Annotated in this window: 12 protein-coding genes; 2 read left to right on the forward strand and 10 right to left on the reverse strand. The window is 61.7% G+C overall.

Annotated features, from left to right (window positions below):
- The first annotated feature begins 424 nt into the window (after positions 1-424).
- Positions 425-2,365: a M23 family metallopeptidase gene (locus tag C3Y91_RS28820; protein ID WP_027689391.1), complete on the forward strand. Its 1,941-nt coding sequence runs from the start codon at positions 425-427 to the stop codon at positions 2,363-2,365.
- Between the two features lie 114 nt (positions 2,366-2,479).
- Here C3Y91_RS28820 and clpB read toward each other — a convergent pair whose 3' ends face one another.
- The 6 genes from clpB to C3Y91_RS28850 all read right to left on the reverse strand — a co-directional run bounded on the left by clpB (position 2,480) and on the right by C3Y91_RS28850 (position 12,037).
- Positions 2,480-5,080 (reverse strand): ATP-dependent chaperone ClpB, encoded by a 2,601-nt coding sequence (clpB, locus tag C3Y91_RS28825; RefSeq protein ID WP_168576100.1) that lies wholly within the window; start codon positions 5,078-5,080, stop codon positions 2,480-2,482.
- 252 nt (positions 5,081-5,332) lie between these two features.
- Positions 5,333-6,097, reverse strand: coding sequence for a DUF4167 domain-containing protein (locus C3Y91_RS28830; RefSeq protein WP_130673162.1), 765 nt, complete (start codon positions 6,095-6,097; stop codon positions 5,333-5,335).
- 342 nt (positions 6,098-6,439) lie between these two features.
- Positions 6,440-7,300 carry a peptide chain release factor N(5)-glutamine methyltransferase gene (gene prmC, locus C3Y91_RS28835; protein WP_075225963.1) on the reverse strand — a complete coding sequence of 287 codons (861 nt, stop codon included), beginning with the start codon at positions 7,298-7,300 and terminating at the stop codon, positions 6,440-6,442.
- The gene (gene prfA / locus C3Y91_RS28840) at positions 7,297-8,376 is read right to left on the reverse strand and encodes a peptide chain release factor 1 (protein ID WP_018069203.1); all 1,080 of its coding nucleotides are present in this window, start codon (positions 8,374-8,376) and stop codon (positions 7,297-7,299) included. The genes prmC and prfA overlap by 4 nt, the downstream gene beginning before the upstream one ends.
- A 29-nt stretch (positions 8,377-8,405) precedes the next feature.
- Entirely contained in the window at positions 8,406-10,673 is a 2,268-nt protein-coding gene (ptsP, locus tag C3Y91_RS28845) for a phosphoenolpyruvate--protein phosphotransferase (protein ID WP_018069204.1), read from the reverse strand.
- An 89-nt stretch (positions 10,674-10,762) separates the two neighbouring features.
- Positions 10,763-12,037, reverse strand: a complete 1,275-nt coding sequence (locus tag C3Y91_RS28850) for an aspartate kinase (RefSeq protein WP_011653679.1) — start codon at positions 12,035-12,037, stop codon at positions 10,763-10,765.
- A 295-nt stretch (positions 12,038-12,332) separates the two neighbouring features.
- On the opposite strand from C3Y91_RS28850, the gene ubiG reads away from it, so the two are divergent.
- Positions 12,333-13,079, forward strand: a complete 747-nt coding sequence (gene ubiG, locus C3Y91_RS28855; protein WP_018069205.1) for a bifunctional 2-polyprenyl-6-hydroxyphenol methylase/3-demethylubiquinol 3-O-methyltransferase UbiG — start codon at positions 12,333-12,335, stop codon at positions 13,077-13,079.
- Between the two features lie 85 nt (positions 13,080-13,164).
- Here the strand turns inward: ubiG and C3Y91_RS28860 are convergent, their stop codons facing one another.
- The 4 genes from C3Y91_RS28860 to C3Y91_RS28875 are packed head-to-tail and all read right to left on the reverse strand — an operon-like array spanning position 13,165 to position 15,525.
- On the reverse strand, positions 13,165-13,593 hold the full coding sequence (locus C3Y91_RS28860; RefSeq protein WP_018069206.1) for a DUF1178 family protein: 429 nt from the start codon (positions 13,591-13,593) through the stop codon (positions 13,165-13,167).
- The gene (locus C3Y91_RS28865; protein ID WP_018069207.1) at positions 13,590-14,447 is read right to left on the reverse strand and encodes a carbon-nitrogen hydrolase family protein; all 858 of its coding nucleotides are present in this window, start codon (positions 14,445-14,447) and stop codon (positions 13,590-13,592) included. The genes C3Y91_RS28860 and C3Y91_RS28865 overlap by 4 nt, the downstream gene beginning before the upstream one ends.
- Before the next feature lie 10 nt (positions 14,448-14,457).
- Positions 14,458-14,715, reverse strand: a complete 258-nt coding sequence (grxC, locus tag C3Y91_RS28870; protein WP_018069208.1) for a glutaredoxin 3 — start codon at positions 14,713-14,715, stop codon at positions 14,458-14,460.
- 33 nt (positions 14,716-14,748) lie between these two features.
- Complete coding sequence (locus C3Y91_RS28875; protein WP_018069209.1) at positions 14,749-15,525, reverse strand: ComF family protein; 777 nt, start codon at positions 15,523-15,525, stop codon at positions 14,749-14,751.
- Positions 15,526-15,540 lie beyond the last annotated feature (15 nt).

The raw sequence follows: 15,540 nt of genomic DNA on the forward strand, positions 1-15,540 counted from the left end.
TCGTCGCCAGCAGCGCCGCCGCCCTCGTTCAGTGAGTGGGCTTATAGAACTAACCCATTAGAACAGTCAACAGCGCTTTTCGAAAAAATTGATTTTTCTTTCAGGCCATTGTTTTTACAGGAAAAATTTCAGACAGCACGCAAATGCGTTCGTTTCCCGGATTCCGACCGGCCTTACACGGACAGGAAAGATGAACGTCTTTCGACTTTTCGTGGAAAGAACGCTGTTTTGTCTCCCGCGCCCCGACATCATCACAATCTGCTGGTCTTAAGAGACACACATGATTCACACAGGCAAATGCAGGCAGACTGCCTTTTCCTGAGTGATTTGACTTCCATGCCCAAAATATGCACATCTTTCGCCCCAGCCAGGATGGCTACATGCTCCCACAGACGCCTGATGTAAGGACGCGGACCCGACTGCCATGATGACGGAGAAAATGATGATCCGCTCGTTGGGCAACGAGCCTCCGCTTCTGGCCGACGGCAGACGCGCGCCCGACCGGCGCGAAGTTTCCTTGCGCTGGCTCTCGGGCACGTTCCTCACCGGCATCACATCGTCCGTCCTGATGGGGGTCGCCCTTTTTGCCGCCCTTGACGGCCGCCAGCAATTGGCGATCCCCGCCGAGGCCTATGCAAGTGTTGCGGCGGACGCGCATGAGGATACGACAGTGGTCCGCGGTGGCCGGCTCATCGCGCCCGCCATCGCCGCAAAACCATCCGACCGTGCCATCATGGAAGTCTCAACCGTCGTCCACGACGGCGAAAAGGAAGTGGTGCGCCGCCAGCCCTTCGCACATGTGAAGATGACGCTGGCCGCCAACCATGTGGCGACCGAGGACTATCCCGACTTCGATCCCCTGGCGATCTTTTCCGCCGACGAGCCTCAGCCCGCGCCGCAAAGCCGCACCGGTGCGCTTTACGGCTCCGACGTCGAATCCGAAGTCAGCCTGAAGACCATCCCCTTCCCGACCGGCAAGACCAGCATGCAGATGGCGTCCGGCCTGTCGCTCGAGGAGGTTGAAGAGAACGTGCGCTCCAACGGCTCGGTGCTGACCGACGGCAACACACAGCTCGCAGCCCTTTATTACGTCGATCCGCGTCGTTTCTCCAACGAGGACGCCGACGTCGATCTGACCGCCGGTCTGTCCGCCCGCGTCCTCGAACAGAACATGACGGTCTCCGCATCGGAATCGATCACGCCGCAGACCGAAGAATTCGCAGACGACATCCTGCCCGTGCGCGTCGATACGCCCATCGCCAAGGCGCTGACGGATTCAGGCTATCCGCAGCAATATGCCGACGGCATTGCCGGCTATATCGCGCAGCAACTGGGTTCTGGTGATCTCGACAAGGGTGATGTGCTGCGCATCGGCATCATTCAGAAGGGCGAACAGGCAAAGATCATCCGAGCCAGCGTCTATCGCGGCACGCGCCATCTCGTCACCGTGGCCGTCGACGACAAGGGCAGATACGTGCCCGGCAGCGAGCCGCCGATGCTGGATGCCATCGCCACCGCCTTCGATGATAATTCCTTTGCACCGCCCCCCGGCCAGAACCTGCCGCGCGTCTATGACGGCATCTATCGTGCCGCCCTTTCCTACGGCATGACCAAGGATATGACGGCGCTGATCATCAAGCTGCTCGCCAGCAATGTCGATTTCCAGGCACAGCTGAGGCCGACCGACAGTCTCGAGGCCTTCTTCTCCGTCGCCGACAGCGGCGGCCAGGCGACCGAGGATTCCGAACTGCTCTACGTCAACGCCCGTTTCGGCGATACGCAGACGCGCTTCTACCGCTTCCAGGACCCCGAGGACGGCACGGTCGATTATTTCGACGAGAACGGCAAGAGTATCCGCCAGTTCCTGCTGCGCAACCCGGTGCCGAACGGCATCTTCAAATCGGGCTTCGGCATGCGCCGCCACCCGATCCTCGGTTTTGCCCGCATGCACACCGGCGTCGACTGGGCTGCACCCCGCGGCACGGCGATCATCGCCGCCGGCAACGGCACGGTCGAAAAAGCCGGCTGGGATTCCGGCGGTTATGGCAACCAGACGATCGTGCGCCATGCCAACGGCTATGAATCCTCCTACAATCACCAGAGCGCCATTGCCAAGGGCGTCGTCCCCGGTGCCAAGATCCGCCAGGGTCAGGTGATCGGCTGGGTCGGCACAACGGGCGAATCCACCGGCCCGCACTTGCATTACGAGCTGATCGTCAACGGCACCAAGGTCGATCCGCTGCGCATCCGCCTGCCGGGCGGCAAATCGCTGCAGGGCGAGGCGCTGGCGAAATTCGAAGACGAGCGCAAGCGCATCGATACGCTGCTGAACAACCAGACGCCGGACCAGGTGGCGAGCAAGTAGCGTCCATCTACGCTGCTTCCCCTTCAAGAGTCGCCCCCGCCACCAAACGAAAAAAGCCACCAAACGAAAATGGCGGCCCGAAGCCGCCATTTCCCATCCGTTCGATAAACCGGCTTACGCCGCTTCGCTCACCGTCTGCCTCGTCGTGAACTGCAGCCGGTCCGAACCGCTCGTCACCGTCACCGTCGATCCGTCCGGCACCTGGCCGGACAGGATTTGCTCGGCCAGCGGATCCTGCACGAACTTCTGGATCACCCGCTTCAGCGGCCTTGCGCCGTAGACCGGATCGTAACCCTTGTTCGCCAGCCAGTGGCGGGCTTCCTCGTCGAGGTCGATGACGATCTTGCGCTCGGACAGCAGAGCCACCAGCCGCTTCAGCTGGATATCGACGATCGCGCCCATCTCCTCGCGCTTCAGGCGATGGAAGAGGATGATCTCGTCGATGCGGTTCAGGAATTCCGGCCGGAAATGCCCGCGCACCACCTCCATCACCTGCTCGCGAACCGTGTCGCTGTCGTCGCCGTCCCTCAGCTGCGTCAGATATTCGGCGCCGAGATTCGAGGTCATGATGATCATCGTGTTGCGGAAATCGACCGTCCGGCCCTGGCCGTCCGTCAGACGCCCGTCGTCCAGCACCTGCAGCAGGATATTGAAGACGTCGGGATGCGCCTTTTCGATCTCGTCGAACAGCACGACCTGATAGGGCCGGCGGCGCACGGCTTCCGTCAGCGCTCCGCCTTCATCATAACCGACATAGCCGGGAGGCGCACCGATCAGCCGGGCAACGGAGTGCTTCTCCATATATTCCGACATGTCCATGCGCACCATCGCCGTCTCGTCGTCGAAGAGGAAGCGGGCGAGCGCCTTGGTGAGTTCCGTCTTGCCGACGCCGGTCGGGCCGAGGAAGATGAACGAGCCGATCGGCCGGTTCGGATCCTGCAGACCGGCACGCGCGCGGCGGACAGCGCGCGACACGGCCTGCACCGCATCGCCCTGGCCGATCACCGATTTCGCCAACTCGTCTTCCATCCGGAGCAGCTTGTCGCGTTCGCCCTCCAGCATCCTGTCGACCGGAATGCCGGTCCAGCGGGACACGACATGGGCGATGTTGTCGGGGGTGACGACCTCCTGCACCATCGCGCCGCGGTCGCCATCCTGCTTCTCGGCATCGACGAGCTGCTTTTCAAGGTCCGGAATGACGCCGTAGGTCAGCTCTCCGGCACGCTGGAATTCGCCTTTGCGCTGGGCGATCGCCAGTTCATTGCGGGCATCATCGAGCTGCTTCTTGAGATCGGCGGCAAGGCCGAGTTTCTGCTTTTCCGCCTGCCAGCGGGCAGTCAGCGCATCGGCCTGTTCCTCGAGATCGGTCACTTCGGTTTCAAGCCGCTTCAGCCGGTCGGCGGACGCGGCGTCCGTTTCCTTTTTCAGCGCCTCGCGCTCGATCTTCAGCTGCATGATGCGCCGGTCGAGTTCGTCGAGCTCTTCCGGCTTGGAATCCACCTGCATGCGCAACCGCGCCGCCGCCTCGTCCATCAGGTCGATCGCCTTGTCGGGCAGGAAACGGTCGGTGATATAGCGGTTGGAAAGTGTTGCCGCGGCGACCAGCGCCGCATCGGCGATGCGCACCTTGTGATGCTGCTCGTATTTTTCCTTCAGGCCGCGCAGGATAGAGATCGTATCTTCGACCGTCGGTTCGTCGACGACGACGGGCTGGAAGCGACGGGCAAGGGCCGGGTCCTTCTCGACATGTTTGCGATATTCATCGAGCGTGGTCGCGCCGACGCAATGCAGCTCGCCACGGGCAAGGGCGGGCTTCAGCAGGTTGGAGGCATCCATCGCCCCATCCGCCTTGCCGGCGCCGACCAGCGTATGCATCTCGTCGATGAACAGGATGATCTCGCCGTTTTCCGCCTGGACTTCATTGAGCACGGCCTTCAGCCGCTCCTCGAATTCGCCGCGGTATTTCGCACCGGCAATCAGCGCGCCCATGTCGAGCGCCATCAGCTTCTTGTCTTTGAGCGATTCCGGCACGTCACCGTTGACGATGCGTAGCGCCAGGCCCTCGACGATCGCCGTCTTGCCGACGCCGGGTTCGCCGATCAGCACAGGATTGTTCTTCGTCCGGCGTGAAAGCACCTGGATGGTGCGGCGGATTTCGTCGTCGCGACCGATCACCGGGTCGAGCTTGCCCTCACGGGCTTCGGCGGTGAGATCGCGTGCGAACTTCTTCAGCGAGTCGAAACCCTGCTCGGCATTGGAGGAATCCGCCGTCCGCCCCTTGCGAATGTCGTTGATGACTTGATTGAGACCCTGGGCCGTCACGCCGGCATTCTTCAGGGTCGAAAAGGTCGAGGCGGAGGATTCGATCGCCAGCGCCTGCAGCAGGCGCTCGACGGTAACGAAGCTGTCGCCGGCCTTCTTCGCCGCTTCTTCGGCGGTCGAAAGCACCTTGGCGAGCGGCTGTGCCAGATAGATATTGCCGTTGCCGCCGGAGATCTTCGGCAGCTTGGCAAGGGCCGCGTCATTGGCAAGACGGGCGGCCTTGGCATCGCCGCCGGCGCGTTCGATCAGCGACGCCGCCATGCCCTGATCGTCGTCGAGCAGGACTTTCAGCACATGTTCGGGCGTAAATTGCTGGTGACCTTGCGCCAGCGCATAGGTCTGGGCGGACTGGATGAAACCGCGCACCCGCTCCGAATATTTCTCGATATTCATATTCTACCTCCATGGATCGCCCTGCCCTGACGAGGCGCAGACCGATGATTGAGATCGACCCCCTGAAAAGGCAGGCCGCGCCTGGCCCGTCTGAGATTTGGGCGAAGCAGTTCGAGGAGAATATGGTAGCCTGTTCTGCGAGTTTAAAGAGCCCATAAAATGAAAATCCCCGGCACGAGGCCGGGGATTTTCAAGCTAATTCGAGCAGATGGCATGAACGTCACGCTCTCCCTGAGGGGGGAAGCGAAATCCTCATTCCGATGCGACATCAGCCAGCACTGGCGCCTCGGCAGAGGCACCCTCGCCTTCAGCGGCTGCTTCTTCGCCCTCAGCGCCGCGACGCGGGCGACGGGGACGGCTGCCGGTGCTGCGGCGGCGGGGCTGGCGTTCGCGCGGCTGGCCGCCGGCACCTTCCTCGTCCATGGCGACTTCGGCCGGAATGCCTTCGATCTCCGGCTGCGGGCCGGTTCCATCGATGACCTCGGACTGGGGTGCCGGTGCAGGCGCCTGAGCGGCTACCGGCTTCGGCTGTGCCTGCGGCTGGTGTTGTCTGCTCTGCTGCGGCTGGTGCGGCCTGCTCTGCGGCGGCTGGACGATAACGACATCGTCGCCATCATTGTCATTCTCATTGTCATTGTTGTCCATATCGTCGCCGTCGCGATCCGCACCGTCGCGATCATTGTACTCGCCGCGGTCGTCGCGCTGGAAGCGTTCCTGCATCTGCGCCTGGGCGCTGGCAATGATACGATTATAATGTTCGGCGTGCTGGAGATAGTTCTCGGCAATCACGCGGTCGCCGGAGCTTTGGGCGTCGCGGGCGAGCTGCGCATATTTTTCGGCGATATGCTGCGCAGTACCGCGAATCTTCACATCGGGGCCGGAGCTGTCATAGGTCCGGGTTAGCGGATTGCCGCCCTTGCGGTTGAAATTGTTGTTATTGTTATTTCCACCGCCGCCGCCGCCGTTATTATTGTTACCACGCCCTCGACCGCGCTTGTTCTGCTGTCCTGGCCTCATAGATCGTTCACCTGAATTCTCTGTTTGTGATGGATACATGGCACCAACCGCCATGACCGGAAAACCGGATCAGGACCTTTGTGCCGCGAGCATACTGCGCCTTTGCGCCGACCTGCCGCTTGGTTCTCAAGTCAGTTTGACTGATTCACGCATTGGGTCGTGTTCAACCGTTGAAACTCTCGTTTAAAAGAGCGGACCCCCGAGGCAAACCAAGTACCGAACGAATCTCGTTCATTCCTATCTGCCCAACACGTGACCGCAACCTATATTGCTTCACCGGGAAATCCAAGCCTTTTCTTCGCAATAACAATAATGTCTCGTCCAATGCCGCATTATCGTCTTTCACGCGAGCGCGAACACGAGCACCCTGTCGTTCTGACCATAATCTTTCACGGATTTGAGGCACCTGAAGCCTTTCGCTTCAAAGATCGCCGTCACGTCGTTTCGCTGATCGTAGCCGATCTCCAGTCCGACGACCCCATCGGGCCTGATGAACTTTGCCGCATCCTTGGCTATGGCTTTGTAAGCGTCAAGCCCATCCGGGCCGCCATCCAGAGCCGCAGCCGGATCAAATTTGGTCACTTCGGGAGCGAGATCGTGAATGACATTGGAAGCAATATAGGGCGGATTTGAGACAATCGCGTGAAAGGATCCCTGGATGTCCTCGAACCAATTCGACTGTACGGCCTCAAAACGATCCTGCAACCCGTTTCTTTCTGCATTCGATCTTGCCGTCAAAAGTGCATCCGCCGATATGTCGCTGCCGACACCTGACGCATCAGGACATTCGCTCAAAAGCGCAAGGCATATCGCCCCGGTCCCGGTTCCCATGTCAAGGATATGGAGACGGCTTTGCGCCTTTGCAAGGTCTTTGAGATAGACGAGAACCGTATCGACCAGGATTTCCGTATCCGGCCGCGGCTCCAGCGTTTCCGCCGAGAGCCGGAGTGGCAGGCCATAGAATTCCCGCTCGCCGAGAATGCGATGCACCGGCTCATGGCCAAGCCGCCGCTCCAGCGCCTTGAAAATCACTTCGGCCTGCTCAGCAGAAAGCCTCTCGGCCGATCGCGTCAACAGCTCGGTCGGCGACAGTTTCAGAAGGCCCGCGACAAGCAGCCGCGCATCGGTCGCCGGGTCGACCATACCTGCTTCGGTGAAGCGGCGACGCGCATCGGCAAGCATATCGGCGACCGTCGAGCTCATTGTTGCTCGCCGAGCTGCGCCAGCTGGCTGGCCTGGTAATCGGCCATCAGCGCGTCGACGACCTCCTCGATCTCGCCTTCCATCATCCGGTCGAGCTTATAGAGCGTCAGGTTGATGCGATGGTCCGTCACCCGCCCCTGCGGGAAATTATAGGTGCGGATGCGTTCCGAGCGGTCGCCGGAGCCGACCTGGCTCTTGCGATCGGCAGAGCGCTCGCTGTCGGCCCTCTGCCGCTCGGCATCGTAGAGCCTGGAGCGCAGCACCTGCATGGCCTTGGCGCGATTTTGGTGTTGTGATTTTTCCGAGCTGGTGACGACGATGCCGCTCGGCAGGTGGGTAATGCGCACCGCCGAGTCCGTTGTATTGACGTGCTGGCCGCCCGCACCCGAAGAGCGCATCGTGTCGATGCGGATATCCTCGGCCCGGATCTCGATGTCGATCTCCTCTGCCTCCGGCAGCACCGCAACCGTTGCGGCCGACGTATGGATGCGTCCGCCCGCCTCGGTTTCCGGCACACGCTGCACGCGATGCACGCCGGATTCGAATTTCAGCTTGGCGAAGACGCCTCTACCGGTGATCGTCGCGATGATTTCCTTGTAGCCGCCGGCTTCGCCCTCGCTCGCCGAGAGCACCTCCACCTTCCAGCCCTTTTCCGCCGCAAAGCGCTCGTACATGCGAAAGAGATCGCCGGCGAAAAGGGCCGCTTCCGAGCCGCCCGTGCCGGCGCGGATTTCGAGGATCGCGCTCTTTTCGTCGGCTGCGTCCTTCGGCAGAAGCAGGATCTGCATCTCCTGTTCCAGCGCCTCGATCTGCTCTTTCACCTCGGGCAGCTCCAGCTCGGCGAGGTCGCGCATCTCGCGGTCGACGGACCTGTCCTCGAGCAGCGTTTCGAGATCGGCAAGCTCGGCGATCGCCTTCTCATAGACGCGGATCTTCGTCACGACAGGCTGCAGCTCGGAATATTCGGATGCGAGCTTCACATAGACATCGGCAGCCGGGCCAGCCGACATGCGCGCCTCGATCTCGCCGAAACGACGTTCCAGCTCGCGCATCTTTTCAACGGGAAGCTTCGCCACCCTGCACTCCGATTCTTCTTAATCCCTGTCTAAAGGGGAATATTGTGGCTCTCGGCGAAGCGGGCAAGCACCTCGCGCATCGGCATCAAGGCGTGGTGATCGTCCAGCACCTCGTCCATCGCCTTCGTCAGCGCCCCGACATCGAGCCCGAGCAGCATCGCCTTCACCGGTCCGATCGAGGCCGGCGACATCGAGATCGAGCGGAAGCCGATGCCGAGCAGCGCCATTGCCGAGATGGGTTTGCTGGCGAGTTCGCCGCAGAGTGTCACCGGTGTCTTGTTCCGGTCCGCCCCGCGCACGATGTCGCGCAGGATGCGCAAGAACGGTTTGCCGAGCGGATCGAAGCGGTCCGAGACCCGCGCATTGCCGCGATCGACCGCCATCGAGAATTGGAAGAGATCGTTCGAACCGACCGAGACGAAATCGACCGCCTCCATCAATTCATCGAGCTGCCAAAGCAGTGCCGGCACCTCCAGCATCGCCCCGAATTGCAGCTTGCGCGGCAGCCCGTGGCCGAAGCGCGAGAGGTGCTGCACTTCCTTCTGCAAGAGCTCGCGCACTATCTTCAGCTCGGAAACCTCGGTCACCATCGGCACCATCAGCTTCAGCTCGGTGTCGGCCGATGCCTTCAGCAGAGCGCGCAACTGGGTGCGCAACAGTCCCGGCCGGTCGAGCGACAGCCGGATGGCGCGCCAGCCGAGTGCGGGATTTTCTTCCTCATGGCCACGGAAATACGGCACCACCTTGTCGCCGCCGATGTCGAGCGTACGGAAGGTGACGGAGCGGCCCGCCGCCTGCTTTATCACATTGCGATAGAACTGCTCCTGCTCCTCCGCCTTCGGCATGGTGGAGGCGATCATGAACTGCAGCTCGGTGCGGAAGAGGCCGATGCCCTCGGCACCCGATTCCGAAAGCTGCGGCAGGTCGACCAGCAGGCCGGCATTCATCATGAGCGCGATCCGCCGCCCGTCCTTGGTCACCGGCTCGACGGCGCGCAGCGCCCGGAACTGCTCCTGCCGCCTGGCGCGGAAGCGGACCTTTTCCTCGTAGGAACGCCGGTGATCGGCCATCGGCCGCAGATGCACATGTCCCTCGTCGGCGTCGATGATCACGGCATCGCCGTTCTCGGCGAGCGCCACCACGCCCGCTGCCTGACCGATGACCGGAATACCCATGGCGCGCGCGACGATCACCACGTGGCTCGTCACCGCCCCTTCTTCCAGCACCAGCCCACGCACATTGGAACGCGGATAATCGAGCAGTTCGGCTGCTCCCATCGCGCGCGCCAGGATGATCGCGTCGCTGGGGAAACCTTCGGCGGTCGTCCGGCCGGTATAACCGGTCAACTGTCTGAGCAGACGGTTCGCCAGATCCTCGAAATCATGCATGCGTTCGCGCAGATAAGGGTCGGTCAACCGCATCATCCGCGCCTTGGTGTCGCTCTGCACCTTCTCGACCGCCGCTTCCGCCGTCAGGCCGTTGCGGATCGCCTCCTCGAGCTTGCGCACCCAGCCCTGGTCATGGGCGAACATGCGATAGGTTTCGAGCACCTCGCGATGCTCGCCCTCCATCGAGACGTCGCGACGCGACAGCATGTCGTCGATCGAAATCCGAAGCGAGCCCATGGCTTCGGCCAGCCGCCGGATTTCCTTCTCGGCATCTTCGTTCAACAGGTTGGTGACGACGATGCGCGGCTCGTGGAGCACGACGTAACCGAGGCCGATGCCGTCATTATAAGTATCGCCGTCGACGGTCACCGAACGCGTCAGATCGAGTTCGAGGCCCGGCTTGGTGATCTTCTTGAGCTCGCCGGTGGCGATCATCTCTGCAAGCACCATCGCCGTCGTCTCGAGCGCTTCCAGCTCTTCCTCGCGATAGTTACGGCTCGCCTTGTTCTGCACGACGAGAACGCCGAGCGAGCGCCCGGTCCTGAGGATCGGCACGCCGAGGAAGGAATGGTAGATTTCTTCGCCCGTTTCCGGCAGGTAGCGGAAGGCAGGGTGCGACTGAGCGTCGGAAAGGTTGAGCGGCTGGGCCGAGGCCGCGATGGTGCCGACCAGGCCTTGCCCCATCTTCAGTTGCGCTAAGTGAACGGCCTCGCGGTTGAGGCCTTCTGTCGCATAAAGTTCGAGTACGCCGTCGGCGCGCAGCACATAGACGGAGCAAACCTCCGCCACCATATTGCCGGCGATCTGGCGGACGATCCGGTCAAGACGCTCCTGCGGCTCCAGCGGCTCCGCCATCAACTCGCGCAACCGCCTGAGCAGCACGCGCGGACCGCCGGAAAGGTCTCTCATGGCGTCTCAAGCTCCCGAAACAACGCACTCAGTCCCGGCGGGCCGGCCCTCATCTCCTCAACCTGAAGGGGCAGGCCGCCCGCTGGGAATCAATTCTTATCCAGACCGTAGCAGGAATGCAAAGTCCTGACAGCGAGTTCTGCATAGGGACCGTCGATCAGGATGGAAATCTTGATCTCGGAGGTCGTGATCGCCTTGATGTTGATGCCTTTTTCGGCAAGTGCACGAAACGCAGTCGCAGCGACGCCCGCATGGCTGCGCATGCCGATGCCGATGACCGATACTTTCACCAGCCCCGATTCGTTCTGCACGACGTCGTAGCCGATCTTCTCCTTATGGTCGCCGAGCACCTTGATCGCCTTCTCGACGTCGCCTGATGGTACGGTGAAGGTCATGTCGGTCTTCGATCCGTCCTCGGAGATATTCTGGACGATCATGTCGACATTGATATGAGATTCGGCGAGCGGCCCGAAGATCGCCGCGGAAACGCCCGGCCGGTCGGCAAGACGGCGAAGCGAGATCTGAGCCTCATCCTTGGCATAGGCGATGCCGGTGACTACTTCCTGTTCCACGATTTCATCCTCGTCACAAATCAGCGTTCCGGGCGGGTTCAACAGATCGCCCATGCCCGGAGCATCGGGATCTTCGAATGACGAGCGCACGAAGGTACGCACCTTGTGCACCATGGCAAGCTCGACTGAGCGCACCTGCAGCACCTTAGCGCCGAGCGAGGCCATTTCCAGCATTTCCTCGAAGGCGATCTTCTTCAGCCTGCGCGCCTTCGGCACGATGCGTGGATCGGTCGTGTAGACGCCATCGACATCGGTATAGATATCGCAGCGGTCTGCCTTGACAGCTGCCGCGATTGCGACGGCCGAGGTGTCCGATCCACCGCGCCCGAGCGTCGCGATACGGTTGTCGGGTCCCAACCCCTGGAAGCCGGAGATGACGGCGACCTGCCCCTCGCCCATGCGTTTGACGATGTCAGAACCGTCAATCTCCATGATCCGCGCCGCGCCATGCGCGTTATCGGTGCGGATCGGGATCTGCCATCCCTGCCAGGAACGGGCATTGATATCCATCGCCTGCAATGCGATCGCCAGCAGCCCAGATGTCACCTGCTCGCCGGATGCGACCACCGCATCATATTCCCGCGCATCGTAAAACGGAGAATTGGCACCGATCACCTTCGGTGTGCCCTGGACCCAGCCAACCAGTTCATTGGTCTTGCCGGACATGGCCGACACCACCACCGCCACCTCGTGCCCGGCATCGACTTCGCGTTTTACGTGGCGGGCAACATTCTTGATGCGGTCCAGGTCAGCGACGGACGTGCCGCCGAATTTCATTACGATGCGTGCCATATGCCTCTACCACGACTGGCGCCGGGAAAGCGGAAAACCGGACCCGGCATCACGAAAGCTCTGGGGCAGACCGCTTGGCCAAGAGCCGGATTTCCAACTTCCGGAACCGCTCTAAAGCCCAGGTCCCCAAAGGCCCCAAGTTGCGGCGTCTCTTAGCGAGTTTGGCGGGGGGAGGCAAGCGCGCGCGATAAAAGCTATTGGCGAGCGGTTCCGCCCTCGCCAGTCCTTTGGTCTGCACCCTTGACTTATGCCCCCGATCGTCCGACTTCACTTTTAGCGAATGAAGGAGTGGACGATGACGGAAGGCGCCAGAAGCACGATCGACCAGGGCGAAGTGGACCGCTTCTCGGCGATGGCGGCGGAATGGTGGAGCCCGACCGGCAAATTCAAGCCGCTGCACAAGTTCAATCCTGTCCGCCTCGCCTATATCCGCGACAAAGCCTGCGAGAATTTCGGCCTCAATCCAAAGAGCGCGCGCCCGCTCGAGGGGTTGCGCGTGCTCGATATCGGCTGCGGCGGCGGCCTGTTGTCCGAACCTGTCGCCCGCATGGGCGCCTCCGTCGTCGGCGCCGATCCGTCTGAGAAGAATATTGGCATCGCCTCCACCCATGCGAAGGCCTCCGGCGTTTCGGTCGACTATCGCGCCGTCACCGCCGAGGAGCTCGCTGAGGCTGGCGAGACCTTCGATATCGTCTTGAACATGGAAGTTGTCGAACACGTCGCCGATGTCGAATTCTTCATGACGATCTGCGCGAAAATGGTCCGCCCCGGCGGCCTGATCTTCGTTGCCACCATCAACCGCACGATGAAGGCGGCAGCGCTTGCCATCTTCGCCGCCGAGAACATTCTGCGCTGGCTGCCGCGCGGCACCCATCAGTATGAAAAGCTGGTGCGCCCGGAAGAACTGGAAAAGCCGCTGGCCGCAAGCGGCCTGGAGATCACCGACCGCACTGGCGTCTTCTTCAATCCGCTGTCGAACCAATGGAATCTGTCCAAGGATATGGACGTGAATTATATGCTGCTGGCGAAGCGGCCGGCATAGTTCCCGCCGTCAGTAAGCCGGCTACACTTTCGGCAGCTCGAAATGCAGGCTGAAATTGCAGACGGCCAGACGCGCGGACTGCATGTCAGTTCACGTCTTCCGGCAAAACGGGAATGGCTGCGATCTCGATGCCCTCTTCGAGGAGCGCCTGCGCCTCGTCGAACGTCGCCTGGCCGATGATGCCGCGGGCATCCGCCTCGCCGTAATGGATCTTGCGGGCTTCCTCGGGAAATTGCGTGCCGACATCCTCGGAATTGGCCTTGACCGCCGCAACGGCCTCCTTGAGTTTTTGCAAGGCCTCGCGGCGCATGGCATCCATCGCCAGCGTCTGCATTTCGTCCTTCTTGCGCGCAGTCGAGACCGAGGGTGCCATCAGCAACTTGGAAATGGCGGCGGAATGGCAGACCGGGCAGGTCAGAAAACCGGTCGCGACCTGACGGTCGAAATCCGCGCCTTCCGAAAACCAGCCTTCGAATTCATGGGCATTGTCGCAGGTGAGGGAATAGCGGATCAAGCGGCGACGCCTCCGGCGACTGCCCCCGCAATCTTTTCGACCGAGAATTCCCGGCCGTTCCTAAGGTTCGGGATCTTGTTGTGCGCAACCTTGACTGCGCCGGGATCGATTTCGGCGACGATGACCGCCTCGCCGGTGGCGCCGGCCGAGGCCAGCACCGTGCCCCATGGATCGATGATCATCGAATGGCCGAAGGTCTCACGGCCGTCCTCATGCCGGCCGGCCTGAGCGGCGGCGATGACGAAGACGCCGTTCTCGATCGCCCGCGCCCGGAGAAGTATCTCCCAATGCGCCTCACCGGTCTGCTTCGTGAAGGCGGCAGGAACGGTCATCACCTCGGCGCCGGCCACCGCCTGGGCACGGAAAAGCGCCGGGAAACGCACGTCGTAGCAGATGGTGAAGCCCATTTCGGCAAAGGGCAGCGACAGCACGCGCGCCTCCGAGCCGGCGGTATAGGCGGCACTTTCACGCCAGCTCTCGCCATTGTCGAGGTCGACGTCGAACATGTGGATCTTGTCGTAACGATTGAGGATCCTGCCGTCGGGGCCAAAGAGGAAACCGCGATTGGCAATCTTGCCGTCGGCAAGCGCGATCGCCGTCGAGCCGACATGCATATGGATGCCGAGTTCGACTGCAAGCTCCGAACCGGTCTTGACGATGATGTCGTCCGTCTCGTCGGCAAGCACGGCATGCGCCGCTGCGCGGTCACGCTGTAGCATGCCGGTCATCTCGGGCGTCTGCACATAGGTCGCGCCCTGGGCTGCGGCCTCGCGCACTAGGCGCGCCATGGCGGCGGCGTTCTTTACGGGATCAACCCCGGAGCACATCTGGACGGCGGCGGCCTTGAAGCTCATCGGTTTTTCCTCAGGCAACAAGCATCGGATCGAGCTTGCCGGCCCGATCGAGTGCAAAGAGATCGTCGCAACCGCCGACATGATCGGTGCCGATGAATATCTGCGGAAAGGTGGTACGGCCGTTTGCCTTGCCGATCATCTCCTGGCGAAGATCCGGCGAAAAGGTCGCGTCGTGCTCAACATATTCGACGCCCTTTTCTTCGAGAAGGGACTTGGCGCGGCTGCAATAACCGCAAAACTGCCGTGTATAGATAGTGACGGGTACCATAAAGATCTCCAGACGGATGCCGGGGTATGTCTGTCATATAGGCTCGGGAAGAGCCCTTGCAAAGGTCAAAACCGTTATGTCGAGGGCACCTGCCTTGCGCAGCACGCGGGTTGCGGCAGCGACCGTCGCCCCTGTTGTATAGACGTCGTCGACCAGCACGATGCGCTTGCCGAAAATGTCGTTTTCGCAACCCTTGGCAATCGCGAAAGCGCCCCTGACATTGTCCTCGCGCGCCTTTGCGCCAAGGCCGACCTGCTGGCTGGTGCGCTTGACGCGAATAAGCGTGGCGGCAAGCAGCGGCTTGCCCGAGAGCTTTGCCATGTGGCGGGCAAGCTCTGCTGCCTGGTTGAACTTGCGCGACAGCATGCGGGTGCGGTGCAACGGCACCGGGATCAGCGCATCGCAACGTTCGACGGTTTCGTCGGAGGCGCGCAGCATCCAGGCGGCCATCATCGGCGCCAGATCGGTACGATCGCGATATTTCAGCCCATGGACGAGATCACGGACCGCATGATCGTGGGTCGCAGCCGACCGCAGCCGGTCGAAGGGCGGCGGGTTGGCGATCGCCTCGGCGCTGAGGATCCCGGCGCCGAGATCGTGCGAGAAGGGAATGCCGAGCACCTCGCAATAGGGCCGTTCGATGAAGCGGATACTGGACCAACATTTCGCACAGAGCCCGCGATGGCCGCCTGTGGAAATGCCGCAGACGGAACAGGCGGGCGGATAAAAGAAATCGGCAAGCGCCGAAAACGGCCGCAAGAGATGCGTCCGCAAGAATTCTGCCGGTCTTTTCAATTCGATTGGCCCCATGCCGCAGAGACTAGC

The sequence above is a fragment of the Rhizobium ruizarguesonis genome, assembly GCF_012349115.1.
GTDB lineage: Bacteria > Pseudomonadota > Alphaproteobacteria > Rhizobiales > Rhizobiaceae > Rhizobium > Rhizobium ruizarguesonis.

What these genes read in the sequence shown, in the direction of transcription:
- C3Y91_RS28820 (WP_027689391.1), top strand. Translation starts at nt 425, where the DNA reads ATGATGACGGAGAAAATGATGATCCGCTCGTTGGGCAACGAGCCTCCG.
- clpB (WP_168576100.1), bottom strand. Translation starts at nt 5,080, where the DNA reads ATGAATATCGAGAAATATTCGGAGCGGGTGCGCGGTTTCATCCAGTCC.
- C3Y91_RS28830 (WP_130673162.1), bottom strand. Translation starts at nt 6,097, where the DNA reads ATGAGGCCAGGACAGCAGAACAAGCGCGGTCGAGGGCGTGGTAACAAT.
- prmC (WP_075225963.1), bottom strand. Translation starts at nt 7,300, where the DNA reads ATGAGCTCGACGGTCGCCGATATGCTTGCCGATGCGCGTCGCCGCTTC.
- ptsP (WP_018069204.1), bottom strand. Translation starts at nt 10,673, where the DNA reads ATGAGAGACCTTTCCGGCGGTCCGCGCGTGCTGCTCAGGCGGTTGCGC.
- C3Y91_RS28850 (WP_011653679.1), bottom strand. Translation starts at nt 12,037, where the DNA reads ATGGCACGCATCGTAATGAAATTCGGCGGCACGTCCGTCGCTGACCTG.
- ubiG (WP_018069205.1), top strand. Translation starts at nt 12,333, where the DNA reads ATGACGGAAGGCGCCAGAAGCACGATCGACCAGGGCGAAGTGGACCGC.
- C3Y91_RS28865 (WP_018069207.1), bottom strand. Translation starts at nt 14,447, where the DNA reads ATGAGCTTCAAGGCCGCCGCCGTCCAGATGTGCTCCGGGGTTGATCCC.
- grxC (WP_018069208.1), bottom strand. Translation starts at nt 14,715, where the DNA reads ATGGTACCCGTCACTATCTATACACGGCAGTTTTGCGGTTATTGCAGC.
- C3Y91_RS28875 (WP_018069209.1), bottom strand. Translation starts at nt 15,525, where the DNA reads ATGGGGCCAATCGAATTGAAAAGACCGGCAGAATTCTTGCGGACGCAT.